Annotated in this window: 23 protein-coding genes; 12 read left to right on the top strand and 11 right to left on the bottom strand. The window is 49.5% G+C overall.

The genetic code is table 11. The annotated features are described in order from the left end of the window. Nucleotides 1-305: 305 nt before the first annotated feature. Together guaA and guaB are read right to left on the bottom strand one after the other, a co-directional pair. Nucleotides 306-1886, bottom strand: coding sequence for a glutamine-hydrolyzing GMP synthase (guaA, locus tag ACN0T0_RS05300; protein WP_417223987.1), 1581 nt, complete (start codon nucleotides 1884-1886; stop codon nucleotides 306-308). A gap of 133 nt (nucleotides 1887-2019) precedes the next feature. Beyond that, a complete protein-coding gene (gene guaB, locus ACN0T0_RS05295; protein WP_417223985.1) occupies nucleotides 2020-3489 on the bottom strand; it encodes an IMP dehydrogenase in 1470 nt (489 codons plus the stop codon). A gap of 166 nt (nucleotides 3490-3655) precedes the next feature. On the opposite strand from guaB, the gene xseA reads away from it, so the two are divergent. From xseA to ACN0T0_RS05265, 6 genes are all read left to right on the top strand, one after another. After that, nucleotides 3656-5026, top strand: coding sequence for an exodeoxyribonuclease VII large subunit (gene xseA, locus ACN0T0_RS05290; RefSeq protein WP_417223983.1), 1371 nt, complete (start codon nucleotides 3656-3658; stop codon nucleotides 5024-5026). A 9-nt stretch (nucleotides 5027-5035) separates the two neighbouring features. After that, nucleotides 5036-5866: a peptidoglycan DD-metalloendopeptidase family protein gene (locus ACN0T0_RS05285; protein ID WP_417223981.1), complete on the top strand. Its 831-nt coding sequence runs from the start codon at nucleotides 5036-5038 to the stop codon at nucleotides 5864-5866. A 99-nt stretch (nucleotides 5867-5965) separates the two neighbouring features. Beyond that, nucleotides 5966-6592 carry an FKBP-type peptidyl-prolyl cis-trans isomerase gene (locus ACN0T0_RS05280; protein WP_417223979.1) on the top strand — a complete coding sequence of 209 codons (627 nt, stop codon included), beginning with the start codon at nucleotides 5966-5968 and terminating at the stop codon, nucleotides 6590-6592. 72 nt (nucleotides 6593-6664) lie between these two features. Continuing rightward, nucleotides 6665-7426, top strand: coding sequence for an alpha/beta fold hydrolase (locus ACN0T0_RS05275; protein WP_417223978.1), 762 nt, complete (start codon nucleotides 6665-6667; stop codon nucleotides 7424-7426). 328 nt (nucleotides 7427-7754) lie between these two features. Continuing rightward, a complete protein-coding gene (locus ACN0T0_RS05270; protein ID WP_417223976.1) occupies nucleotides 7755-9482 on the top strand; it encodes a potassium/proton antiporter in 1728 nt (575 codons plus the stop codon). 260 nt (nucleotides 9483-9742) lie between these two features. Further along, nucleotides 9743-11896 (top strand): glutamine synthetase III, encoded by a 2154-nt coding sequence (locus tag ACN0T0_RS05265; protein ID WP_417223974.1) that lies wholly within the window; start codon nucleotides 9743-9745, stop codon nucleotides 11894-11896. A 152-nt stretch (nucleotides 11897-12048) separates the two neighbouring features. On the opposite strand, the gene ACN0T0_RS05260 is transcribed toward ACN0T0_RS05265, so the two are convergent. From ACN0T0_RS05260 to bioB, 7 genes are all read right to left on the bottom strand, one after another. Next, on the bottom strand, nucleotides 12049-12906 hold the full coding sequence (locus tag ACN0T0_RS05260) for a putative metalloprotease CJM1_0395 family protein (protein ID WP_417224020.1): 858 nt from the start codon (nucleotides 12904-12906) through the stop codon (nucleotides 12049-12051). Between the two features lie 167 nt (nucleotides 12907-13073). After that, nucleotides 13074-13319: a hypothetical protein gene (locus tag ACN0T0_RS05255; RefSeq protein ID WP_417223972.1), complete on the bottom strand. Its 246-nt coding sequence runs from the start codon at nucleotides 13317-13319 to the stop codon at nucleotides 13074-13076. Nucleotides 13320-13447: 128 nt separating this feature from the next. Continuing rightward, complete coding sequence (gene bioD / locus ACN0T0_RS05250) at nucleotides 13448-14140, bottom strand: dethiobiotin synthase (protein ID WP_417223970.1); 693 nt, start codon at nucleotides 14138-14140, stop codon at nucleotides 13448-13450. Then, on the bottom strand, nucleotides 14133-14918 hold the full coding sequence (gene bioC / locus ACN0T0_RS05245; RefSeq protein WP_417223968.1) for a malonyl-ACP O-methyltransferase BioC: 786 nt from the start codon (nucleotides 14916-14918) through the stop codon (nucleotides 14133-14135). Before bioC ends, bioD begins: the two co-directional genes overlap by 8 nt. Next, the gene (gene bioH / locus ACN0T0_RS05240; protein WP_417223966.1) at nucleotides 14915-15721 is read right to left on the bottom strand and encodes a pimeloyl-ACP methyl ester esterase BioH; all 807 of its coding nucleotides are present in this window, start codon (nucleotides 15719-15721) and stop codon (nucleotides 14915-14917) included. Before bioH ends, bioC begins: the two co-directional genes overlap by 4 nt. Further along, nucleotides 15721-16890: an 8-amino-7-oxononanoate synthase gene (gene bioF / locus ACN0T0_RS05235; RefSeq protein WP_417223965.1), complete on the bottom strand. Its 1170-nt coding sequence runs from the start codon at nucleotides 16888-16890 to the stop codon at nucleotides 15721-15723. The genes bioH and bioF overlap by 1 nt, the downstream gene beginning before the upstream one ends. Nucleotides 16891-16940: 50 nt before the next feature. Continuing rightward, nucleotides 16941-17987 carry a biotin synthase BioB gene (bioB, locus tag ACN0T0_RS05230; protein ID WP_417223963.1) on the bottom strand — a complete coding sequence of 349 codons (1047 nt, stop codon included), beginning with the start codon at nucleotides 17985-17987 and terminating at the stop codon, nucleotides 16941-16943. Nucleotides 17988-18071: 84 nt separating this feature from the next. Here bioB and ACN0T0_RS05225 point away from each other — a divergent pair, with 84 nt between their 5' ends. From ACN0T0_RS05225 to bioA, 5 genes are all read left to right on the top strand, one after another. After that, the gene (locus ACN0T0_RS05225; RefSeq protein ID WP_417223961.1) at nucleotides 18072-18785 is read left to right on the top strand and encodes a ComF family protein; all 714 of its coding nucleotides are present in this window, start codon (nucleotides 18072-18074) and stop codon (nucleotides 18783-18785) included. Between the two features lie 120 nt (nucleotides 18786-18905). Then, a complete protein-coding gene (locus ACN0T0_RS05220; protein WP_417223960.1) occupies nucleotides 18906-20660 on the top strand; it encodes a Na/Pi cotransporter family protein in 1755 nt (584 codons plus the stop codon). Between the two features lie 86 nt (nucleotides 20661-20746). Further along, on the top strand, nucleotides 20747-21478 hold the full coding sequence (tsaA, locus tag ACN0T0_RS05215; RefSeq protein ID WP_417223959.1) for a tRNA (N6-threonylcarbamoyladenosine(37)-N6)-methyltransferase TrmO: 732 nt from the start codon (nucleotides 20747-20749) through the stop codon (nucleotides 21476-21478). Nucleotides 21479-21701: 223 nt separating this feature from the next. Next, complete coding sequence (locus tag ACN0T0_RS05210; protein ID WP_417223957.1) at nucleotides 21702-22676, top strand: SLAC1 anion channel family protein; 975 nt, start codon at nucleotides 21702-21704, stop codon at nucleotides 22674-22676. Between the two features lie 133 nt (nucleotides 22677-22809). Further along, nucleotides 22810-24105: an adenosylmethionine--8-amino-7-oxononanoate transaminase gene (gene bioA, locus ACN0T0_RS05205; protein WP_417223955.1), complete on the top strand. Its 1296-nt coding sequence runs from the start codon at nucleotides 22810-22812 to the stop codon at nucleotides 24103-24105. Between the two features lie 69 nt (nucleotides 24106-24174). On the opposite strand, the gene ACN0T0_RS05200 is transcribed toward bioA, so the two are convergent. Then, a complete protein-coding gene (locus ACN0T0_RS05200; protein ID WP_417223953.1) occupies nucleotides 24175-24867 on the bottom strand; it encodes a class I SAM-dependent methyltransferase in 693 nt (230 codons plus the stop codon). A gap of 70 nt (nucleotides 24868-24937) precedes the next feature. Between ACN0T0_RS05200 and ACN0T0_RS05195 the strand changes: the two genes are divergently transcribed. Further along, nucleotides 24938-25372, top strand: a complete 435-nt coding sequence (locus ACN0T0_RS05195; RefSeq protein ID WP_126159213.1) for an acyl-CoA thioesterase — start codon at nucleotides 24938-24940, stop codon at nucleotides 25370-25372. Between the two features lie 209 nt (nucleotides 25373-25581). Here the strand turns inward: ACN0T0_RS05195 and ACN0T0_RS05190 are convergent, their stop codons facing one another. After that, entirely contained in the window at nucleotides 25582-25776 is a 195-nt protein-coding gene (locus ACN0T0_RS05190) for a CopG family transcriptional regulator (RefSeq protein ID WP_417223951.1), read from the bottom strand. Nucleotides 25777-25847: the final 71 nt, after the last annotated feature.

The raw sequence follows: 25847 nt of genomic DNA, 5'->3' as shown, positions 1-25847 counted from the left end.
TAAATTACACAGGCGAACCCTACTTGATCTTATAAAATACCTGTCTGTATATTTAAGAATTCCGGTTACATCAAGACACAAGTAGGAAACCATCAATAACATAAATGATTTACTCATTATTTATGTAGAAAAAAATAACTTTTACGAAAACTGAATAAATATTAATTTAAAGCCCCTAGCAGTCCTGCTCTAGCCACAGCCTAAATTATCCTAAAAGAACTAAATAAAAAAAAGAAAAAGCCCGCAATCATACGGGCTCTAAAGTGTTTCTTGCTAAACAGTGCAAGGTGCTACTTAACGGTTAATTATTCCCACTCAATAGTCGCCGGTGGCTTAGAGCTTACATCGTAAGTCACCCGAGAAACGTGGGCGATTTCATTGATGATTCGACCTGAGACGGTTTCCAGCAGCTCATAAGGCAGGTGCGCCCAACGAGCGGTCATGAAGTCGATCGTTTCAACGGCACGCAATGCGATCACGTACTCATAACGACGCGCATCACCCACAACGCCTACCGATTTAACCGGCAAGAAAACAGCAAAAGATTGGCTGGTTTTATGATACCAATCGGCTTTATGCAGTTCTTCCAGGAAGATCGCATCGGCTTCACGCAGAATGTCCGCATACTCTTTCTTCACTTCACCCAGAATACGCACACCCAAACCTGGGCCAGGGAACGGATGACGGTAAACCATATCGTATGGCAGACCCAGTTCTAGGCCGATTTTACGCACTTCATCTTTAAACAGTTCACGCAGTGGCTCAACCAGATCCATCTTCATATCGTCTGGCAGGCCGCCAACGTTATGGTGGGATTTGATCACATGCGCTTTACCATTTTTAGATGCCGCCGATTCGATCACATCCGGGTAGATAGTGCCCTGCGCTAAGAAGTTAACCTCCTTCAGCTTTGTGGCTTCTTCATCAAAGACTTCGATAAAGGTGTTGCCAATCACTTTACGCTTAGCTTCTGGATCGCTCTCGCCTTTTAGGCGTCCGAGGAACAGCTCTTCCGCATCAACGCGGATCACCTTGACCCCCATGTTGCGGGCGAACATTTCCATCACCTGATCGCCTTCGTTCTTGCGCAGCAGGCCGTTATCCACAAATACACAGGTCAGTTGATCACCGATCGCTTTATGTAACAGTGCTGCGACCACGGAGGAGTCAACACCACCGGACAGACCTAACAATACTTTCTGAGTACCGACCTGTTGCTGAACTTTTTCGATCAGATCAGCAATGATGTTGGCAGGATTCCACAGCGCATCGCATTCGCAGATTTCACGTACAAAGCGTTCTAGGATACGGCCGCCCTGTTTGGTGTGTGTGACTTCTGGGTGGAACTGAACACCGTAGTAGTTTTTACCTGGATGGCACATAGCGGCAACAGGCGCACTCGCGGTGCTAGCGATAACATTGAAGCCTTCTGGCAGATCACCCACTTTATCACCGTGGCTCATCCAAACATCCAGCATCAGCGAGCCGTTATTCGCAACCTGATCTTCAATACCTTCCAACAAACGGCTAGGGCTGTCCTCCAAGCGAACTTTGGCGTAACCAAATTCACGCAGATCAGAAGAAACTACACTACCGCCCAGCTGTTCAGCCATCGCCTGCATACCGTAGCAGATGCCCAGCAATGGTACATTCGCCTCGAATACCACTTCAGGTATGCGGGGCGAGCCAAACTCGGTAACCGATTCAGGGCCACCGGCCAGAATAATACCTTTAGCGTTATATTCACGGATCGCAGAGTCATCCATATCCCATGGATGAATCTCACAGTAGATCCCAATCTCACGCACCCGACGGGCAATCAATTGAGTATATTGTGAACCGAAATCCAGAATCAGAATTCGTTGAGCATGAATATCTTGTGACATTTCGATGACTCCGAAATCATCGCCGGTACCTGCTTCAGGTTAACCTCGGCGATTGGCTGTTTTAGCCGCGTGTTAAAAAAGAAAAAGTGGGAGGGCCGAAGCCATCCCACCTGTTTTAGTCATGTAAAAAGGATTATCCAACGCGATAGTTCGGCGCTTCTTTAGTAATGCTAACATCGTGTACGTGGCTTTCCGCCATCCCAGCACTGGTGATACGCACAAACTGTGGAATAGTACGCATTGCCAAAATGTCAGGGCTGCCAGTGTAACCCATCGAAGAGCGCAGGCCACCGATTAGCTGATGCACAACACCACCCATCGGCCCTTTACAGGCAACGCGGCCTTCAATACCTTCGGGCACTAATTTCTCAGCACCTTGCGAAGCGTCTTGGAAGTAACGGTCAGAAGAACCTGAACTCTGTGCCATCGCACCAATAGAGCCCATACCACGGTAAGACTTGTATGCCCGACCTTGATACAGTTCCACAGCACCCGGCGCTTCATCCGTACCGGCTAACATTGAGCCGATCATCACTGCTGACGCACCCGCCACGATCGCTTTAGATAGATCGCCGGAGAAGCGTACACCACCATCGGCGATACAAGGGATATCATAGGCTTTCAATGCTTCGGCAACATTCGCAACCGCTGTAATCTGTGGAACACCAACACCGGCAACGATACGGGTAGTACAGATAGAACCTGGGCCAATACCCACTTTAACACCATCGGCACCGGCTTCGGCCAGCGCAATAGCGGCATCAGCAGTAGCAATGTTACCGCCAATCACCTGAACATCTGGGTAAGTTTTCTTCACCCAAGCCACACGATCAATAACGCCTCTTGAGTGACCATGGGCGGTATCAACGATAATCACATCAACACCGGCCTTAACCAATGCGTCAACGCGATCTTCTGTTTCAGGGCCGGTACCGACAGCAGCACCAACAATCAAACAACCATCGCCATCTTTAGCGGCATTTGGGTGTGTCAGTGCTTTGTTCATGTCTTTAACGGTCATCATACCGCGCAGACCAAAGGCTTCATCGACAACCAGAATTTTTTCGATACGGTGCTTGCGTAGCAGATTACGAACATCATCGGGATCGGCGCCTTCAAGCACAGTCACCAAACGATCTTTAGGGGTCATAATAGAGGCTACAGACGCTTCCAGTTTCTTCTCGAAACGAGCATCACGGCCAGTCACAATACCGACCAACTCACCTTTATCAATAACGGGGAAACCAGAGAAACCAAGACGGGCTGACATCGCATTCAGCTCACCGACGGTCATATCAGGACTACAGGTAACAGGATCGCTAACGACACCTGCTTCATATTTCTTAACTCGGCGGACTTCTTCAGCCTGCTGTTCAATCGTTAAGTTTTTATGAATGATACCAATACCGCCTTCCTGGGCCATTGCGATAGCCAGGCCAGATTCGGTAACCGTATCCATTGCAGCAGAGACCAGAGGGACGTTTAGCGCGATACCTTTTGTTAGGCGTGTCTTCAACGAAACGTCTTTAGGCAGAACCTCGGAGTAACCGGGAACCAGTAGAACATCATCAAAAGTGAGGGCTTCTTCAGCGATTCGCAACATGAGTGAGATTGCCTGTAGTGTCTAAAAAAATAAGACGCGGGATTATAGCCTTTTGTCGCACGTCCGACAATCAAAATGCTGTTATTCCCAACCATTTTTATCCATTTTGTTAATTCTACCAAACAGTCGTTACAAACCGATGTTCGCTTGGTTTAAGATGCGCACTATGCAATCGTACTCACACAGCCCAAATTTATCCCGCACTAGCGCTACACCACTGGCGCTGAGCGTTACCGAACTGAACCGTCAGGTAAAGTCGCTATTAGAGAGCTCCTTCTTGACCATTCATGTCGAAGGTGAGCTGTCGAACGTCGTCAAAGCCAGCTCAGGCCACTGGTATTTCACACTGAAAGACCGTGGCGCTCAGGTGCGCTGTGCGATGTTCCGTAACCGTAATCAATATCTCAAATACCAAGCCAAAAATGGCGATAAGGTGGTCGTCCGTGCCAAAGTCAGCCTTTATCCTGGCCGAGGTGATTACCAACTCATCTGTGACTATATAGAAGAGAGCGGCATCGGCTCACTACAACAAGCCTATGAAGCACTGAAACAGAAACTGCTTCAGCAGGGCCTATTCGATCCCGCCTTTAAAAAGCCAATCCCAACTCACCCGCAACACCTCGGGGTGATCACCTCCCCCACCGGCGCAGCGGTGCATGATATTCTAACGGTACTAAGAAGACGCTTTCCATCTCTGCCGGTGACCTTATTTCCAACCGCCGTCCAGGGGGCTGAAGCCGCCACGCAAATCGCCAACGCAATACAATTGGCCAATGAAGATGGCCGCTGCGATGTACTCATCGTCGGCCGAGGCGGCGGTTCACTGGAAGATCTATGGCCTTTTAATGAAGAAGTAGTCGCCCACAGTATCTTTCATAGCCATATTCCGATTATCAGTGCTGTCGGTCATGAGGTCGATGTCTCGATCGCCGACTTCGTTGCCGATCTACGGGCCGCAACACCTTCGGCGGCTGCCGAACTGATTAGCCCCGATCAACAACAAATACTGCTACGACTGCAACAGATACAACAGCGACTGATACAGGCTTGGAAACGCAATCATCAGCAGCAACAACAGCGACTCCAATGGACTCGCTCGCGGCTTCGTCATCCCGGTGACAAACTAAAAGAGCAGGCTCAGAAACTCGATGATCTTGAACTACGCATGCGCCGTGCGGTCAGACATACCATTGAGCGTCAGCAACAGCAGTTCAGCCAGTTGCAGCAACGCTATCAACGCTGCTCACCTAGCCCGCGTATCGTCGCTGGACAGCAACGCAAAGATGAACTGGAACACCGCTTAGTTAGCCTTATGCAGGGGCTGCTAAAACAGCAGCAACTAAAACTTAGTGGGCTTGCGGCAACGCTCAACAGTGTCAGCCCGTTGGCAACACTTGATCGAGGCTATGCCATTGTTCAGGATGACGCAGGCAAAGTGATACAGGACATCAACCATATCGTCATGGATGGCAGCATTGAAACCCGACTCAGCAATGGTCGCTTTCTCAGTACCGTCACCCAGGTCATCAAGGAATAAGGACACCCTATGCGTTTCATCAGTTTTATGTTTACCCTATTATTCAGCCTTTCAGCGGCAGCGATCGACCTGCCAACAGAGTCCAGAGTACCGGGGGGTATCGCCCTCATACCACTCAGCGGGCTAGATACTCCGGCGGCTCCGTCAGCTTGGTATCGTGGCAACCGCGTTATGGTTATTCCCGCCCAAACCACGCCCTATGCTGAACAGGCCACTTGGCTCGCCGTGGTTGGCATCCCACTATCAGCCAAACCCAGCCAAGAGCAGTTAATGAAAGCCGATGGCAAGCGCTATCCTTTTAACATTCAAGATAAAGCCTATAAAGAACAGCGCCTGACCATCACCAATAAGCGTCATGTGAATCCCAATACCCAAGACCTCGCGCGCTATAAAAGAGAAAAAGAAGAGATGGTTGCTGCGTTTAAATCTTGGAGCACACCCGCTATATCTACTGCCCAATTCAAGCTGCCTGCTACCGGTCGTTTTAGTAGCCCGTTCGGCCTAAAGCGTTTTTTTAATAACCAACCTCGCAACCCTCACAGCGGCCTCGATATCGCCGGCGGACAGGACAACCCTATTCACGCCCCCGCACCGGGAAAAGTCGTCGCTGTCGGTGAGTATTTCTTCAACGGCAATACCGTCATCGTGGACCATGGCTACGGCTTGACTACTATGTATTGCCATATGAGCAAAATCAAAGTCAATATCGGCGATCAGCTCAATACCGGTGACACCATCGGCGACATCGGTAAAACCGGTCGAGTGACCGGCCCCCATCTGCACTGGAGTGTTAGTCTCAATAATACCCGCGTTGACCCACTGCTGTTTGTACAACAATAAATGTACAACATAGTGCAACTGAGGCCGATGTAAACAAGCTATAAGCGGGCGAATATGATAGGCTTCGCCGTTCTTTAAAACCGAACCGACAGAGTACTCATGTCTGATATTAAATTTGAAACAACTGAACAGATCGCCAGCTACGGTATCGGCCGTCAGATGGGCGATCACTTGGCGACCCAAAGCTTCGACGGCGTAGAATTAAATGCTGTTATTGCCGGTATCCAAGAATCATTTGCCGGTGAAGCACTGAGCATTGAAGGCGAAAAGATCCAGGCTGCATTTAACGAGATTCAAGCTCGCATGCAGGAAAAAGCTGAACAGCAAGCGAAAGAAGCTGCTGCTGAAGGCGAACTGTATCTCGAGAAGAACGCTCAGCGTGAAGAGATCTTCGTTACCGATTCAGGCCTGCAGTACGAAATTATTACAGCGGGTGAAGAAGGCGGCGAAAGCCCAACAGCTGAATCAACTGTACGTACGCATTACCACGGCACATTCACCGACGGTAAAGTATTCGACAGTTCTTACGAGCGCGGTCAGCCTGCAGAATTCCCAGTCGGTGGCGTGATTGCCGGTTGGACTGAAGCCCTGCAATTAATGACTAAAGGTGCCAAATGGCGTCTAACAGTACCGTATCAACTAGCATACGGTGCTCAGGGTTCTCCCGGTGGTATCCCTCCTTACTCAACACTGGTCTTTGATGTAGAGCTGCTGGATATCCTGTAAGCCGCTAGTCACATCTGATGTAACACAAAAGACCGGTCGCATATGCCCCGGTCTTTTTTATGGAGCGCTATAATGCAATTGAACGTTCAGATCTCCGGTGACGGAGCCCCGCTTATCATTATCCACGGCCTGTTCGGCACCCTGTTAAACTGGAGTGGACAAACCAAAGCATTGGCCGAGCATTTTACCGTCTACGCGGTAGACTTACGCAACCATGGCCGCTCCCCCCACACCGATGACATCAGCTACCCTCTGATGGCCAATGATATTATCGAACTGATGGATCAACAGGGGCTGACTAGCGCTCATATCTTGGGCCACTCCATGGGCGGCAAGGTCGCGATGCAAGTGGCGATGAACAATCCCGAACGGGTCGACAAACTGGTTATTGTCGATATCGCCCCAGTACAATACCCCAATCATCATGGCGATGTATTCAAAGGTCTTAACGCCGTTGACTTACAGCAGCTAAAATCTCGCAGTGACGCAGATAAACAACTAAGCCAATATATTCCAGAATTAGCGGTCCGCCAGTTTCTCCTGACGAACCTTTACCGTAACGAAGAGAAGCAGTTCGCCTGGCGCATGAATCTCGCGGCACTGGAGGCGGGTTATGACAATATCAGCGCGGCCCCTAGCGGCACGACTTTCGACAAATCCGTACTGTTTATTAAAGGGGAAAACTCCGATTACATCACCCCCGAGTATCGTGAACCTATCTTAACACTCTTCCCTAAAGCCGATTATCGAATGATCCAAAACTCAGGCCATTGGCCCCATGCGGAAAAAGCTGCTATTTTCACCAAACTGGTGTTAAATTATTTACTTAAATAGACCGACAGTAAGTTAGGCCGTACAGGCATGGGAGCGACCCAAATGCTCCCCACAAAAATAACAATATCCCTGCCTTAGTTGCACCACTAACCACTTAACTTTATCTGTTCCACGGCGAGCGCTAAAAACTGAAAAACAATTCTTCTCATGGATTGGTTATACCCTCAAGCGCCCCTATATAGACAACGAGATAAACCACAAGCAGTATGATTCGAGCAACGGTGTGTTGAACTCCACCCCGCTTATTCGGACTAATAGATAGCAGGTAAGCTGGCAGGTCCTCATACAATTCGCAGGATTTTAGCCCCTTCACACTAAAGGACGCCTAATGTTCCCCATTGACCATCAAATTCTTATTGCGGCGGTATTACTGTTTGCCGGTGTAATCACCAGTAAACTTTCCCCCCGCATCGGCCTACCGGTACTGGTTATCTTTCTCGGTATTGGCATGCTGGCAGGTGAAGATGGTATTGGTAGAATCCAGTTTGATGATGTGGATACCGCCCATGCACTGGGCACCTTAGCACTGGCGATCATCCTCTTTGATGGTGGCTTACAAACCTCACTGTCCTCAATTAAGCTCGTCTGGAAACCCGCCAGCGCACTAGCAACCTTAGGGGTTGCCATTACCGCCGGAATAACCGGTGCCGCGGCGGCTTTTATATTAGACCTGCCCCTGCCCGTCGGCTTTCTGCTAGGTGCCATTGTTGGCTCAACCGATGCGGCAGCGGTATTCACTATCTTACGTAATGCAGGCATCCACCTAAGCCCCCGGCTTAAATCCACTCTAGAAATAGAAAGCGCATCCAACGATCCGATGGCAATCTTTCTCACCATCGGCTTGCTGCAACTGGTCACCACCAATGCAATGCCCGGCACTGAGTTATTAATACTCTTCATCCAGCAGATCGGCGTTGGCTCCATTATCGGCTTAGCGATCGGCTATCCTGCGGTGAAACTGTTTAACCGCATATCGTTACAGGCACCGGGGCTTTATCCAGTGATGGTATCGGCCTGTGGATTACTCTCCTTTGGTGTTTCAGCTACCCTTGGCGGCAGTGGTTTCTTCTCTGTTTTTATTACCGGCGTCATTATTGGTAATGGCCGCTTTGTTTATCAACGGGCCACTTTCTTGTTCCACGACGGGCTCGCTTGGTTAAGCCAAATCGGCATGTTTGTGATGCTCGGTTTGCTAGTAACCCCCACCTCGCTGATCCATGTTTGGCGCGAAGGATTACTGATCGCCTTGGTGTTAATCTTTGTCGCCCGTCCGCTAGCGGTTGCGCCCTTATTGGCCTTCTTTGGCTTCAACAAACGCGAAATAGGCTTAGTATCCTGGGTTGGCCTACGAGGCTCAGTGCCAATTATTCTAGCCATCTTCCCACTCATCTTTGGCTTGCCTCAAGCCCCCCTGCTGTTCAACGTGGTCTTCTTCGTGGTGTTAATCTCCGCCACACTGCAGGGTTCAACGCTGCCCTGGATGGCAAGAAAATTGAAACTGATTGTGCCGCCTCCCGCGACCCCCTCGGCAACATTGGAAATCGCGGCGCTGGCCAACGTTGACACCGAAATTGTCAGATATACCTTAGGGCAAAATGCCAAAGTGCTCGACCTGACGATCTCTCAGTTAGCCTTACCAGAAGGCGCTGTCATCGCGATGATCACCCGTGGCAGCGATGTATTTCCGCCTAGAGGCTCAACCAAACTAGAGGCCGAAGATCATCTCTTTATTGTCTTAAAACCCGGCCTGCGCCGATTCGTAGACTGCATTTTTTCAACTATATCTCCGAGCTTGGCAACCGACCTGCCCGATGCCGAATTACTGCTGAAAGGCTCCGCTACGCTAGAAGATGTCTTCAGATCCTACGGTATCATCATCGGCCCCACCGATAGCACCAGCCTGAGTGACTTTGTAAAGCAGGAGGTTAAAACCTTACAGGTCGGCGGCCAAGTCATCATTAACGCCGGCACCTTGACCATACAGAGCCTACAAACCCACGACGTGGCCACCATTAGCTTTGTGCGCAATCCGTTGATTCAACCAAGCGACAGCTAATCATTAATAATCAGGAGAGGTTATCAGTTGACCCCTCCTGACCGACATAACGCACACACGACGCTCAGCCATACAATGCCACCATCAACGCGACGCCTCCGTTTTAACACTATTTTTAGCGCTCAAACAAAAATAGCACCAACTTGGTTCGCTTATTGCTTAATAGATAAGCATTAATATTGAGTTTTCGACTATAAGGGTTACCACAACCCGTACCAGCAAAAATCCACTGTAACAATTTGGATAAAAAGGGGAAGAATATGAGCAGAAATGAAACACGTTTGAGTGCGGTTAATGAAATCACTAACGCAGCACCATACACAACGACCATGACAGCCCCGCTGACTCAAATCTGGGCGTCAGATGTTTTTGGTCTGCAGCAAATGGAAGAGTCGCTTTCAAAATCTGCTTTTAAATCCATCAAACAGACAGTACAAACCGGTTCTGAACTAGACCCTGCCGTGGCTGACGCAGTGGCTGCAGCCATGAAAGACTGGGCCATGTCCAAGGGTGCTAAGTTCTTCTCTCATATCTTTTACCCAATGACCAATGCTACCGCAGAGAAGCACGACGGCTTCGTTGTAACTAACTCAGATGGCGGCGCGATCACCGAATTTACTGGAAGTTTGCTGATTAAAGGTGAGCCGGACGGTTCATCTTTCCCGAACGGAAGCCTGCGAATGACTAACGCAGCACGCGGCTATACCGCATGGGATCCAACCAGCCCAGCCTATATGATGCACACCGCTAACGGTGCTGTATTGATGATTCCAAGCGTCTTTATGTCTTGGACCGGTGAAGCGCTGGATAAGAAAATCCCACTACTACGCTCAAATGCCGCCATGGACAGCGCCGCACAGAAAGTACTGTCATTGATGGGCGAAACAGAGATCGCAACCCTGAACTCAAGTTGCGGCGCTGAGCAGGAATACTTCCTCATTGATGAGAAGTTTGCCAACGCCCGCCCTGACCTATTGCTCGCAGGCAGAACACTGTTTGGTGCATCGCCGGCCAAGGGCCAAGAGTTCGACGATCACTATTTTGGTGCAATCCCTGAAAGAGTGCAGGTTTTCATGCAGGATCTGGAAGATAGACTCTATCGTCTCGGAATTCCGGCGAAAACACACCATAATGAGGTAGCTCCGGGCCAATTCGAGATCGCACCGTACTTTGAATCGGCTAATATTGCCTCCGATCATCAGCAATTATTGATGACTTTGCTGAAGAATACCGCCAAACGTCACGGCTTTGTCTGCCTGTTACATGAAAAGCCTTTTGCAGGCATAAATGGTTCAGGCAAGCATGTTAACTGGTCTGTAGGCAATTCGACCCAAGGTAATTTGCTCGATCCTGGCTGCACTCCGAATGAAAACCTAAACTTCCTGCTCTTTTGTGGTGCAGTAATTCGTGGCGCGCACAAATTTGGACCACTATTGCGTGCAGTTATCGCTTCCGCTGCCAATGACCATCGCTTAGGAGCGAATGAAGCACCTCCAGCGATCCTATCTGTTTACTTGGGTGATCAGCTGGAAAAAGTTTTTGACGATATCAGAACCGGTGCACTTCACGTACCAACAACCGGCGGACAAATGGATCTAGGTCTGTCCCAGATTCTGAAGTTTGATCGTGATCCGGGCGACCGTAACCGCACCTCTCCGTTTGCCTTTACCGGTAACCGCTTCGAATTCCGCGCGGTAGGTTCTTCTCAGTCTGTTTCTGGCCCTCTCGTGGCAATGAATACTATCCTAGCTGACTCCCTAGAATGGATCGCCGAGAAGTTGGAAGTTGCACTGGCGGAAAATTCTGACAAAACAGCGGCGGTATTTGTTGTTTTACAAGAACTGATGACAGAACACGGCAAAGTAATCTTTGGCGGTGACGGTTACTCTTCCGAATGGCATAAAGCAGCGGTTGAAGAACACGGTCTGAAAAACATCCCAACGACTGCTGACGCTTTACCCGCCTTCAAATCACAGGACGTTATCGACCTCTTCGCTAATACCGGCGTATTTACACCGGCAGAGCTGGCGAGCCGCTTCGAAGTCTATGCAGAGCAATATGTGCTCTCTATTGAAGTAGAAGCTAAATTGGTTGTCGAAATGGCCACCACCATTATCTACCCAGCGGCGATTAACTACCTATCGAATATTGCCGCAACCGGTGTAGCACTGGCATTCTCGCCGGCGGACAAGATTACCGAAGCCGCTAATGCGATGATGGCCTCTGTTGAAGCACTCAGCAGCACGCTGGAAACTGAAAGCTTTGATTCTACCGAAGCGCATATGCAGTTCCTTGCCACTGAAGTCTGTGACCTCATGCTTAAAGTTCGCGCCGCAGCCGATAAACTGGAAATGCTGGTTGATGACCGCCTATGGCCACTGCCTAAATACCGTGAAATGTTGTTTATTAAATAACAGCTCCGGGCTACCCCAGTCAGCCGCTGCGCTCAATCGGGCGCAGACATAAAAAAGCACGGGCTAAAAACCCGTGCTTTTTTTATCTAACAGTATTGAGCGCTAATTAGGCTATAAATAGAACCTTCAGGCGAGTCGTCCTAACCACGCTATCAGACAATTTCATCGAAGATAAACCCTTCATCGAAGAGCTTTTTAAACACCCCGGCATCAATCAACTTTTGGTTGATCTCTGCAAGTTTAAGATTCACTTCCGTTAGCTGCTGATTAAATTCCTGTAACGTTTCCGCTTGGCTGTTTTCCTGCTCTTCCAACGCCTCTCGCTGCTTTTTCAGCTCTTCTGCTCGACGCTCATCATTCAGTTGCTCCGTATCGCCATCCACTTGACCCGCATCGCTATCATTGGTTTCCCGGCTCTCTCGGGCGAGTTCCGCTCTTGCCTCAGAAGCCATTGCCGCCGCTTGGGCCGCTACAGAGCGGTCTTGAGGCGAAGGATCAGCCACTGCCAATGCCGCCCGCATAATAATTTCAGCCTTCTCTAAAGTCGCTTGCGGGTCATCAGGCACCGACGAGGTATCAATACTCACTTCGCCACCCACCGCATAGAGTCTGCCATCAGGCCCTCGTTCATAGTCAAACGTCGGCGCGCCAGCGTATTGACCACCTGCAGCCGCATGGGTTAACTCATGCTGTCGCACTTCCATATCACGGGAGGCTAGTTCATTTATCAGTTGTTGCGATGCACGCTCTTCTTCAACGGCGCTGGGCGATTGATTTTGTTCACCGGATTGCGGTGGGTCACCGATACGCGCATTAGGGTTACTATCGATGGACGCGCCAGCAGCCGAAGGTTGCACGGGTGACGTTGCAGGAGAGGTAGATAAGGGGTCAGAAACAGATAAAGACAACGGGAGTGCACTACCTGTCGCTGCGGATTGGTTACGGCTCGCAGTATAGGGTGACTCATGAGTATTCAGAGTAAGTGAACTGGCCGTCAGCTGTAACTGCATCACGCCTACCTCCTGTCACTGATCCCGTCTTACGGATATAAGTCTTAAAATAGCAAATACTTAGATTAGCTATACACGCTAGCGAACGAACCGAGCAAACAACCACAGGTTAGTAGCGACGGCTAAGGCTCATATCTCTTCAATAGATGAACGGTACGCTGGTTATATCAGGCGCGAATATCAATCAGGGTGCCTAAGGTTTCATCCACTGATTGCACAACTTTAGTGGACGCCGCCACGGCATTTTTTTCAACGGCTAGATCAGCCAATGACTGATTCAAGTCGTTGCCGGTACCCTCTTCAGGCGTATCTGATTTACCTGCACCGGCGATATCAGACGCGGCTTTTTGCACCCCATCCAAACCACGGTTTAATCCTAAAACCCCAGTATTCAGTGCTGATGAAACATTCATAAAAACACCTGCTGCATCCTTTGTCCGACGGCTTGTTAACCTGCGCGACCGACAATTATCCTATTAACAATTGATCATATTACATTGCTATGTAGGATGATTATAGACCACTCTAGCGAATAGTTCATTTATTGATCAGCTAACAGCGGCCCTAAATCAATATATTCAGCGATATTTTCAGGCGAGCAGTCCTCAATATGAGGAATTTCCGCCAACAACGGCGCTGACAGCATCCCCTTCAATGTCTCTAGGTTTTCGTCATAACAACTCATCTGCGGCTCGGCTCGGTTAGCAATCCAGCCGGCTAATCGCAAACCATCTTTAACAATCGCCTCGACGGTTAGCAGGGTATGGTTAATACAACCGAGTTTCATCCCCACGACCAAAATCACGGGAATGCGCAACAATTTGGTCACATCCGCCAAGGTTTGCCGGTTATTCAACGGTACCCGCCAACCACCAGCGCCCTCAATGACCATAAAATCGGCGGGCTGCATCATTGCACCACGGCACAATGCAGCGATACGATCCGCATCCAACCGACGGCCCAATAATTGCGCCGCGATATGAGGCGCAATAGGTGGCTCTAGAGCGATGGGGTTAACCTGTTCATAACTCAGTTTGATGGAGGCCGTCTGTTGTAATAATAATGCATCACTATTACGCAACCCCTGCTCGGTTTTCTCACATCCAGCAGCTACCGGCTTTAGCGCGATAGTCGATAATCCACGCTGATTCACTGCGGCTAATAAGCCCGCCGACACCACGGTTTTACCCACATCGGTATCGGTTCCAGCAACAAAGAAGGTCCGTTTAGCCATTGATATACTCGCCATAAAATACTTGATAGGTTGCCGGTAGTTGCCCATCCGGCCGTCTGAACTGCTCATAAGCGGCTTTAAACGCCACGATTCGCGCCTTTCCCGTCAAACCACTGGGCCGTCCGGCACTGATATTATGAGCACCAATCCCCTTTAACTCAGCGGTTAGTTCGCGCAACTGATCATACAGCAGCACTTTGTGTCTCTGCTGCAAACGGACTTGCCGCAGCTGTTTTTCTGCGCTCACCTGCAGACAACTCAAACTAATAAAACGGTTCACATGTTGAAAACAGTCAACGACTGACCAAGAGTCCCGTAACTCGTAGAGTGTCTCGGGCCCTAGCGTGCTAAACAGAAAACGGCCACCAGGTTTCAATACCCGGGCAACTTCGCTAAACAAGGCCGGCAGGTCCTCGCACCACTGTACCGCTAAACTGGAAAAAATTAGATCGACAGACCCATCAGCCAACGGCAGCTTTTCTGCATCCCCACACAGCCAAAGTGTATTAGGGGTCGCCCTGTGCTGGCGGGCGTATTCCAACATGCCCAGCGCTAGATCTAAGCAGATCAGTTGCTGTGGTTTAAGGTGTTCAGTTAATAAGGGGGCAAAATAACCGGTGCCACAACCAAGATCCACCACGACATCGGCGGATGAGGTGGGCAGTTGGCTGAGGAGTTCATGGCCTATCTCCCGCTGCAACTGCGCCACACTGTCGTAGCTTACCGCAGCACGACTAAATGATTCAGCGATCTGGGGCTTCAGAAACTGAGCACTCATGGGCAAAACTGCCTAATTCTATCAGCTAAGCACTGTGGCGCGGCCAGAAAGCCTACATGGGATTGCTCGGCAAGCACCGTAATATGAGCATCGGGCTGCAGTTGCGAGAGAGCATCGGCCATAGCTGCCGGCGCGAGCGTATCCAGCTCGCACAGTAGGTGCAACGAAGGTATGTCGATAGCCCGATACAGCTCCCGATAGTCCTGTCGTAGTAACGCCAAACTAGCAATTAAACCACGATCACTCGGTTGCACATCCGCCACAATCTGTTTGAGTATTTTTAGATCCGTGCGGGCGGTGGCGCTACCATGCACTTGCAAGCGATTAAAACGCTGCAGGGTTTTCGTCGGATTCGCTTGCAGGTCGGCTTCAAACTGAGCGTAAGTCGTCTCATCCATCCCGAAAGACCAATCATCACGGGCAACAAAACAGGGGCTGCTCCCCAGCGTAATCAACCGCGAGACTCTGTCGGGATAACGCCGAGAAAATGCCAATGCGATAATGCCACCCAACGACCAACCCAGCCAAATGGCCGAGGCGGGAGCCGCATCAGCGATAGCTGCCACCACCGCTTCGAGATCATAATCTTGGGGTAGACACTCAGCACTGCGCCCCAATCCGGGTAGATCTATCACCGTAATCTGATAATGTTGCTGCAGTTCGGGTATCAATGTTTGCCAGATATCGCTCTGCATCCCCCAGCCATGCAACAGTACCAAGGGTTGAGTGTTAGACGTCGTGGAGACGTCGGTATCCGTATGAGAAAAGAGTGATTGCAGGCCAGCCGCTTGAGAGGGTTGCATTAACTCGCCGCTCCGTTCATCACGTCATCTAGCGCATCCAACAAGCGGTCAAGCTGCTCATCGGTATGGGTCGCACTGAGTGTAACCCGTAATCGTGCAGCCCCCTGAGGAACCGTTGGCGGTCTGATGGCGCCGATAAAGATCCCTTTGGCTTCTAAGGCGGCACTGATCGCCATGGCCCGATCAGCAGCGCCCACGAGGATCGGCTGAATCGGCGTCGGCGAAGCCATCAAAGGCAAACCTAACTGCTCACAACCCTGACGAAAACGCTGAATCAGATGGTTGAGTTGTTCCCGACGCCATTCATCTTGCCGTAACAATCTCAAACTAGCACGGGTGGCTGATGCCATTGCCGGTGACATACTGGTGGTATAGATATAAGTTCGGGCATGCTGAATCAAGGTTTCGATCAGCTCTTCTGAGCCAGCAACAAACGCGCCGGAAGTGCCAAAGGCTTTACCTAGAGTACCAACGAGTACCTGTACCTGATTGCTGCCTAAACCAAAATAATCAACCGTGCCACGCCCCTGTTCACCAAGACAACCAAAGCCATGGGCATCATCCACCATCACCCAAGCCTGCTGCTGTGCAGCGGTATGACAGATCGCCGGTAAATCCGCCAGATCGCCGTCCATACTGAAAACACCATCGCAGACCACTAACTTACGTCGCGCCTCGGTCCGTTGTAGTCGGGTATTTAGATTATCGGCGTCATTATGCAAAAAACGCTGAAAGCGCGCACCACTGAGCAGCCCCGCATCCAATAACGAGGCATGATTGACCCGGTCTTGAAATACCCCATCCCGTTTATCCAACAACGCCGTGATCGCGCCAATATTGGCCATATAACCGGTAGAAAACAGCAATGCCCGGGGACGACCGGTAAAGTCAGCCAGTTCCTCTTCGAGAGCGTGGTGAGCCTGACTATGGCCATTTACCAAATGGGATGCCCCACCACCGACGCCATATCGATCGGCGCCGGCTTTGAGCGCGGCAATGACTTCAGGATGATTCGCTAAGCCGAGATAATCATTAGAGCAAAAAGCCAGACAAGCCTTACCGTCGACCATTACTTGTGGTGACTGCGGGCTTTGTAATATACGGCGCTGACGATACAGAGACTGCGCCTTACGCGCCTGCAGCTCAGCCTGTAGCTGATCAAAAGACATAGTCAGATCCTCGATGGGCTGTCAATGACAGCCCGGCGGGTAAACGCGAATCAAGCTTCGTAGAAAAACGATTCGTCTTGCTGTTTTTGCAGATTGTTAATGATCGCCTGCTCCTGAGTAGCATCGGCTTCAGAAATACGCTGCTCTGGATTAATGCCCAGACGTTTAAATAGCTGTAGATCGCGGTGGGTCTCAGGGTTTGGCGTAGTCAGCAAGCATTCACCATAGAAAATGGAGTTGGCACCGGCCATAAAGGTCATCGCCTGCATCTCATCGCTCATATTTTCACGACCTGCAGAAAGACGGACATGAGATTGAGGCATCATGATCCGCGCCACCGCGATGGTACGAATAAAATCGAGGTTATCTAAGGTTTCTGCATTTTCCAGCGGTGTGCCTTTCACTTTAACCAACATATTGATCGGCACACTTTCAGGCTGTTTTGGCAGATTTGCCAATTGGCGCAACAGGCCGATACGATCGGTGGCGGTTTCACCCATGCCTAAAATACCGCCAGAGCAAATTTTCATACCGGACTCTCGCACATGATGCAGGGTATCAAGACGGTCTTGATAGGTACGGGTGGTAATGATATTGCCGTAGAACTCTGGTGAGGTATCGAGGTTATGGTTGTAATAATCCAACCCCGCATCGGCCAATTGACCGGCCTTGTCCTCATCTAACATACCCAAGGTCATACAAGTTTCTAGCCCAAGCGCTTTCACCCCTTTCACCATCTCAACAACGTAAGGCATATCCTTATCGGCAGGATGTTTCCAAGCAGCCCCCATGCAGAAGCGAGTGGAGCCTGATTCTTTCGCTTGCTTTGCCTTTTCCAGCACCGCATCAACCTGCATCAAACGCTCTTTCTCAAGTCCGGTATTGTAATGACCACTTTGCGGACAGTATTTACAATCCTCAGGGCAGGCACCGGTTTTAATCGATAACAATGTACTGACCTGCACCTCATTCGGATTAAAAAATTGACGATGCACCAGCTGAGCCTTAAATAGCAGGTCATTAAATGGCAGTTCGAACAACGCCCGTACTTCTTGCTCGCTCCAGTCGTGTCTGATCTCTGTCTGGTTTTGTTGCATCGCTGTGTATATCCTGTAATAGATCCGAATGATAAGGATTTCATGAAAGGCTAATTTTAATCGGACAGAAGGATCTGTCAACCTATGATTACACAATACAAAAACAGATGGTTATTACTTAACCAAAGCAGCCATTGCATACTCTGCGGTTTACAACCCGCTGACGACCGCCAAATCTGCCAGGCCTGCCTGGTCGATCTACCTTGGATAGGCAATACCTGTCAGCGTTGTGCCGAACCCATGCACCACGCGAGCGGTTCATTTATCTGCCCTCAATGCCAGCAGAAGCCACCACCCTATGAGCAGGCCATCGCACCATTTGAGTATCGTTTTCCTATTGATCAGTTAGTCCAACTCGCTAAATTCAATGGCCAGACACACTATCTAAGACCATTAGCCGAACTGCTCAGTCTACGCCTGCAAACTGAGCCTCGTCCCGAGCTAATCATCCCGGTGCCGCTGCATCGAAAACGTTTACAGGAGCGCCAATATAATCAGGCCGCTATCGTGGCAAAACACCTAGCCCGGCGATTAAACATCCCTTTCAGTAACAAATTACTTCTGAAAACCGAAAACACCCAACATCAAGCCGACCTCAACCGTAAAGCTCGGCGGAAGAATCTGCGCAACAGTTTTCAATGTGTCAGCGCACCACCTACCTCGGTTGCGATTGTCGATGATGTCATGACCACAGGCACCACCGCTGCAGAAATCAGCCGAGTATTAAAGCAAGCAGGTTGCCAACAGGTGTATATCTGGATCATTGCGCGCACTGCAAAAGAGTTGCATTTATCGTAAATTGACGCTTTTATTATTGTGTTATCGAAACCTGAAGACGATGTTTTATAGGCTAACTGATTAACCGCAAGACGTTGATAATAATAAATCTATCCATTATCCCGCCGTAAGGAGCCCAGCATGGATCTGAGTAATATTGGTGACCTGATCGGAGGCATAGGACTTTTTCTGCTCGGCATGCAATTAATGACCAGCGGCTTAAAACGGGCTGCCGGTCACTCGCTACGAAAGGCCCTAGAAGCGGCAACTCGTTCTCGCTTTAGAGGACTCATTTCCGGCGCGGCCATTACCGCACTGGTGCAGTCATCCACCGCGGTCACAGTGGCCACGATTGGCTTCGTCAATGCGGGTTTGCTTAATTTAGGACAATCGATCGCCGTTATTTATGGCTGCAATATTGGCAGCACCATGACCGGCTGGCTGGTTGCCACCATTGGGTTTAACTTTAATATCAGTGCGTTTGCACTGCCCATGATCGGCATCGGTATGATCATGCGTCTGATCGGCGGCGAAAAACGCTATGCTCACTTAGGCACCACACTTACCGGCTTCGGCTTGTTTTTTGTTGGTTTATCGTTTCTTAAAGACACCTTTAGCGGTCTTGAGAACAGCATCCCCTTTGAAGCGATTAGTCAGACCAGCTATGGTTTGGCGCTGTTTGTGCTGGCAGGGTTTATTCTCACCGTACTGATTCAATCATCCGGCGCCGCCATGGCTATCACGCTATCGCTGGCGGCCAGCGGCGCAATTCCACTCGCAACCGCCGGTGCACTGGTGATTGGTGCTAACCTCGGGACAACCTCTACCGCCGCCCTATCAGCTATCGGTGCCACTTCCAATGCTAAACGAATTGCCTGCGCCCATGTTTTTTTCAACCTGATTACCGGCGCTGCAGGTTTACTCTTACTGATCAGTTTATCCAGTATCATTAACGGCTCAAATCTCACCCGGTACTTTGATCTGGTTATTCTGCTGGCCCTATTCCACACGCTATTCAATGTCGCAGGCGTGCTGATCATGTGGCCTCTAACGAATCCGATGGTGGCGTTTTTGGAGAAACGTTTTCGTCGCGGTGATGAAGATTTGGCCAAACCCCGTTATCTGGACAATAACATTCTAGAAACCCCCGCTCTGGCCACCGAAGCGATGGCCAGAGAGTTAAGTCGTGTCGGACAGATGGCCATCACACTGGCGAAACAGGCACTCAGCTCTGAAGTGTCGGACAGCGCCCATATTCGCTCGCAAGCACTCATCGTGAATCAACTAATTGTTGAAGTCGGTAAGTTCAGTCAAAAGTTAGGCCAGCAACCGCTCAGTGAAGAGATTGCTCAAATATTACCCAGCAGCATGCGAGTCGCTCGCTATTTCAATGAGATCGCCCGCCTTTCAAGTTTAATCGTGGAATACAGTGAACGTTTCCATCAGATCAGTGATAGCAATACCCAGAAAGATATTTATGAACTGAAAAAAGTGACCAACAGCATGTTGGATGCAGCCAATATCGATAACGACTCATATACCTCTTCCGACGACAGCCGCAAGCTGCTGCATCAATTGGAAAAGAAATACCAGAACATCAAGTTACATGTGCTGGATGCGATGATCGCCGGACGTCTGAGCCCCGATGAAGGCACTGATTTACTTGATTCGCTTAGCCATGTGCACCGTCTCGGTCAACAGGCGGAAAAAAGTGCACGCTACTGGAGTAGCCTGACCCCCATTGAGCACCGCTCTCCTCTTATCGATAAAAAAACCGATAGAGAGAGCGATCGCAAAGCCGATAAAACGGATAGTTCAGATAATATCGCGCCGCCTCAAGAGGCAAGCTCACAAGAGAAGGCCGCCAACGCCAAAGAACCACTGGCAGTTAACTAGCACAGGAGGCAGAATAGCCGCACCCCACACAGCGGATCGTATAGCCGATGCGCTGTTATTGCTCACCCTGCGACTGATATATCAACATGAACTCACCTCTAATATTTGAACCTATCGCCATTATACACAGCGGCTACAAGGAAAAGTTTGGCATTCCCCGCCAACCAGGATTGGCCCGTTCAATGGCGGCGACGATCGAACTACTCCCTCCCTATAACAGCGCAGATGCCGTCAGGGGCTTAGAGCAGTGTAGTCATATCTGGCTGCTATTTATCTTTAGCGCCTGCGTCGGTAAAGGTTGGTCGCCGTTGGTCAGACCACCAAGGCTCGGTGGCAATGAAAAACTAGGGGTACTGGCCTCTCGATCCCCTTTTCGTCCCAACCCGATCGGTTTATCCCCGGTAAAACTAGAAGGCATTCGCTGCGAAGGCGGTCAAGTGTTGCTCGATGTTACTGGTGCCGACCTACTGGATCAAACCCCCATTGTGGATATCAAACCCTACCTACCTTATGCCGACAGTATTCCAGAGGCTCATTTTGAACTGGCCAGCCAGAGCGAAACACTCGACCTGCCGGTGGTATTTTCTAGCGAAGCGCAGACTGCCCTGAATCAACACACTGCTCGGCTGAAGCAACCGCTGAAACAGCAGATAGAAGAGGTATTACTCTGTGACCCTAGGCCCGCCTACCATAAACAGAAACCCCAGCAACGGGTCTATGGCATTCGCCTACATGACCTAAATATCCGTTGGGAAATCAGTGATCAAGCGGTTCTGGTTAAACAGATAAATATGGAACCAAGCCATGATGTCCAATAAGACAGTCTCTAAAGCAACGTTTCTCGAGGCGTAACAGCGTTCCCTTGGGCCTATGTTCACTATAAGATAGCTCGGTAATCCCAATCGCTAATAAACAAAAAACATTCGATTTTAATGTATGAATAATTTACTATATTAGAATAATCTAATTTAACAAATTAGCACTTAATTTTATAAGCTGGCGATTTAACCAGCTTGTCAGTGAACCTTCGGGAATCATCACATGAGTAACGTGTTAGAACAGACCGCCGCATCAAAGCTGCAACACTTTCCTATTACCTTTTTTGCCATGATTATGGGAATGACCGGATTAACACTGGTCTGGGAAAAAGCTAGTAGCGTGTTTTCCACTCCGCCCATTATTGGCCACATCTTACTGACACTCACCGCTTGCTTGTTTTTAATACTGGCGGTCATTTATCTTTTAAAAATCATGCTTAAAACACCAGCCGTATTAGAGGAGTTTGCTCACCCGATTAAACTCAGCTTCTTCCCTGCGTTCAGTATCAGCATGATCTTATTGAGCGTCGCCACACTGACGGTGTCTAAGCAGTTATCCTTTATACTCTGGAGCTGCGGTAGTGCTATTCACCTAATGCTAACTGTCTATATTTTGAATCAATGGATCCACCATCCAAAATTTCAAATTATTCATATGACTCCCGCTTGGTTTATTCCGGTTGTGGGTAATATTCTGGTGCCGATTGCGGGTGTAGAACATGGTTACCCTGAAGTCAGCTGGTTCTTTTTCTCAATCGGGATCACCTTTTGGGTTCTATTAAAGACACTGGTGCTCAACCGGATGATGTTTCACGACCCCATCCCCCATAAGCTACTGCCAACCATGTTTATTATGATCGCCCCACCAGCGGTCGGGTTTATTTCCTATATAAAACTCAATGGAGCACTGGATAACTTTGCCCACATCCTCTTCTACACAGCGATGTTTCTGGTCATCCTCTTATTGGCTCAAGCACCACGCTTTACCCGCATTCAATTCTTTATGTCTTGGTGGGCGTATTCGTTCCCTCTCGCGGCGGCCGCTATTGCCGCTCAGTTGATGTATAGCATCCAAGGGCAAGCATTTTTTTACTATCTATCCTTGGCGCTTATCGGGCTATCCAGTGTCGTGATTATTTTACTGCTGTTACGTACCCTACTGGCGGTTATTCGAAATGAGTTCTGCCAACCGGAATAAAGCATCGGCGGTTATTTGCTTTCTCCTTAAAACCGGGCTGTAATAGCCCGGTTTTTTTATTGATATTGTTTAATCACCGCCATTAACAACCTCGTTGATCAGCGAGTCTATGGCACGTCTTCGGAGTATCAGCATGAATATTGCCAGCGAACAGATCCGTTTTGACCAACAGCATATTTGGCATCCGTACTCGTCCATGATCAATCCACCGGCCGCTTATCCAGTGGTTTCCGCTGAGGGCGTAAGGCTAACCTTGGCGGATGGTCGCGAGCTGATCGACGGCATGGCCTCTTGGTGGTCGGTGATCCATGGTTACAACCACCCGGCACTCAATGCCGCCGCCCATGCACAGATCGATCGGGTATCCCATGTGATGTTTGGTGGGCTGACCCACGAGCCAGCCATTGAGTTGTGCCGGCAGTTGGTGGAAATGACGGCAGAACCACTACAAAAAGTGTTCCTAGCCGATTCCGGCTCGGTGGCCGTAGAGGTCGCGCTAAAAATGTCGATTCAATATTGGCATGCCAAAGGAAAACCAGACAAACACAAGTTTCTCACCATTCGTAACGGCTATCATGGTGATACCTTTGGTGCGATGTCCGTCTGTGACCCGATCACCGGTATGCACGAAATCTTTAGCGGCGTACTGCCCCAGCAATTTTTCGCTCCCGCTCCACAAGTAAAGTATGGTCAGCCCTGGGATCCGCGCGACTGTGATGAACTAAGCCAGTTGCTGGCGAAACACCATAACGAGATAGCCGCATTAATCCTCGAACCCATCGTTCAGGGTGCGGGTGGCATGCGTTTCTACCACCCCGACTACCTAAAGCAAGCGAGGATCTTGTGTGATCAATACGATGTATTACTGATTGCCGATGAGATTGCCACGGGGTTTGGTCGTAGCGGGAAGTTATTTGCTTGTGACCATGCGGATATCACTCCCGATATACTCTGTCTCGGGAAAGCCATAACTGGTGGCTATATGACCCTCGCCGCCACCCTCACTACCACCGACGTCGGCGAAACCATCTCCGCTGGCGGGGCCGGTTGCTTTATGCATGGACCGACCTTTATGGGTAACCCTCTGGCCTGTGCGGTGGCTAATGCCAGCCTAAAACTGCTACGTCAATCCGACTGGCAAAGTAATATTGTCCGTATTGAGCAACAGCTAAAAGCCGGATTAGCCCCCTGCGCTGAGCTCGATACCGTTGCCGAAGTACGCTGCCTTGGCGCTATTGGTGTAGTTGAAATGAAACAAGCCGTTGTGACTGCCGATATCCAGCCCCTGTTTGTTGAACGTGGCATTTGGATTCGACCATTCGGTAAACTGATCTATGTGATGCCTCCTTACATCATGTCCGATGAAGACCTACAGGCACTGACAGCGGGCATCTACGCCGTTATTTGTGCTCACTCTTCCACTGTCTAGGACAGACTGTGCATAAATCGCGCATAACTTAACGGATCACTAAGAGTGGGATAACGCAGCCAACCCATGTTATCCACTATCGTAATCAGCATCCTCATTAACTAGGCGGCCCTCAGGCGTTACAGACGCTTTGGTCGCGACACCCGAAATAAGCTGCCCGACTAAACGGGGGAAAGAGTGATGCTGATAACGTTCATAGTACTGCAAACTGAAACCGGCTTGCTGGATCAGTTCGGCGGTCTCCCGGTTTAGCTGGCAACCACCAGCACAGCGGTGCCAAAAGGGATTTAAACGATGCTGCCAACGTTGCACTTTTGGGTCATCCGCCAACACATGTTCAAAAAACAGCAACTGTCCATCCGCTTTTAGCACCCGGTGCATCTCGGCCAAGGCATGTTGCGGTTGCGGTACGGAACAGAGCACTAAAAAAGAAACCAACGTATCAACACTGTTATCCGCTAACGGAATAGACTCTGCATCGGCAAGCAATAATTTGGTTTTCACTTGGGTTGTTAAAGACATTTTGCCTAGCTGCTGACGTGCTAAACGCATCACCGAAACATCCGGCTCTAATGCGATTAAAGTATCCACAGCCGCACTATAGCAATGAAAACTGCTGCCCGTTCCCGCACCAATTTCTAATACCACCCCCTGCGCTTGAGCTAACAGGTCACGCCGCTCATCGGCAACTGCCGCAGACACGCGATCTAGCAGCCAAGGAAACAGCCAACGATAATAGGGGTTGTATCTACGTAGACTCATCACTCGGCTTCCACTATTCTGTTGTATGTTGCAACTGCGTACTTTATTTTGTTTTACAGGAGTTTTACCTATGGCACGTATCAAAATTGATATGCCCGAGAATTATAGCTTTACCACTGAAATTCCCGTTCAGATTCGGGATATTAACTACGCGGGTCATCTCAGCAACGATTCGGTGTTATCAATCGTACACGAAGCCCGCCTACGCTACCTAAAATCACGTAACTACACCGAGCTAGATATCGAAGGAAGAGGCATTATTATGACCGATTCCGCCATTGTATATAAGGCTGAAGGTTTTCATGGCGATCTGGTGCAGATCGATGTCACCGTAGGTGATTTTAATAAATATGGCTGCGATATCTATTATCTACTGAGTAATAAGAAAACTGCGGTCGAGATGGCCCATGTGAAAACTGGGATTGTCTTTTTTGACTACAGTGCCGGAAAAGTCGTGCCGGTTCCTGAGAAATTTAAAGACAGCATTATGAAAGTCGTCGAATAACTGTTTAAAAAATACTCAAAAACATCGTTATAAGCGTTTGAAAAATATACACAAACGCTACACTGAACGAATTTTAACCCACCGACGGAAAGCCCCGTACAATGGGGCTTTCAGAGAGTTATCCTCGAGTTACACACAGTCTTGTGACACTATTTCTGTTTATAAGATACAACATGACACCTGCGCTACACCTGTGCGTAATCCAGCGCTCAAGGCTGGTTCTTTTTATCTTGGCTAAACACCTCATCCCGCCACTCAGGCCCTAGCTTTGCTTCGATATACTCTCGTATCAACTTACGCACCATCTGTGATGGGGTGACATCGTCCGCACTACAAAGCTTCTCAAACGTCGCTTTCTTTTTTGGATCGATCAGCAGTGTTAATCGTGCCGTTCTCTGCTCCATTACAGCTCCTTAACTTAGTTTATGTTAATCATATTAACATTGATTTATATAGCAGTTAACATGTAATGTTA

Source organism: Amphritea sp. (genome assembly GCF_048266285.1).
In the GTDB taxonomy this organism is placed as follows: Bacteria; Pseudomonadota; Gammaproteobacteria; order Pseudomonadales; family Balneatricaceae; genus Amphritea.
This window is presented reverse-complemented; position numbering and strand designations above follow the sequence as displayed.